This is a genomic window from Acidovorax sp. SRB_24, assembly GCF_012931925.1.
Genome location: NZ_MWOM01000340.1, coordinates 1 through 277, shown reverse-complemented (window position 1 = coordinate 277; position 277 = coordinate 1). Strand labels below are relative to the sequence as shown.

Annotated in this window: 1 pseudogene; it reads left to right on the top strand. The window is 73.6% G+C overall.

What is annotated here, in order from left to right:
* Nucleotides 1-89: 89 nt before the first annotated feature.
* Nucleotides 90-277 (top strand): annotated as a pseudogene (locus B2J89_RS22580) (hypothetical protein); the annotation flags it as partial.

Here is a 277-nt window from a genome sequence, read left to right as displayed (position 1 = left end):
CGGCGTCGGACTGGGCGCGGAAGGCGCCTGCCTGCACGAAATAATCGAACGGGTCCACGCTGGACGTGGCGGCAGACTTGGACTTGGCCTTGACCAAGTCACCCAAGGGGTCTGCCGAAGTGGTGGCCTTGGCGCTGCCCGCAGGCGGCACCTTGCCCGCGACCGCGGGGGGCAATGGCGCTGTAGCGGGGGCGTCGGGCGCATGTGCCGCGGCAGGCGGCGTGGCCGGGGGCGCTTCTGCCCCCACCGGGCCCGACGCCTCGGGCGCTGTGGTGCG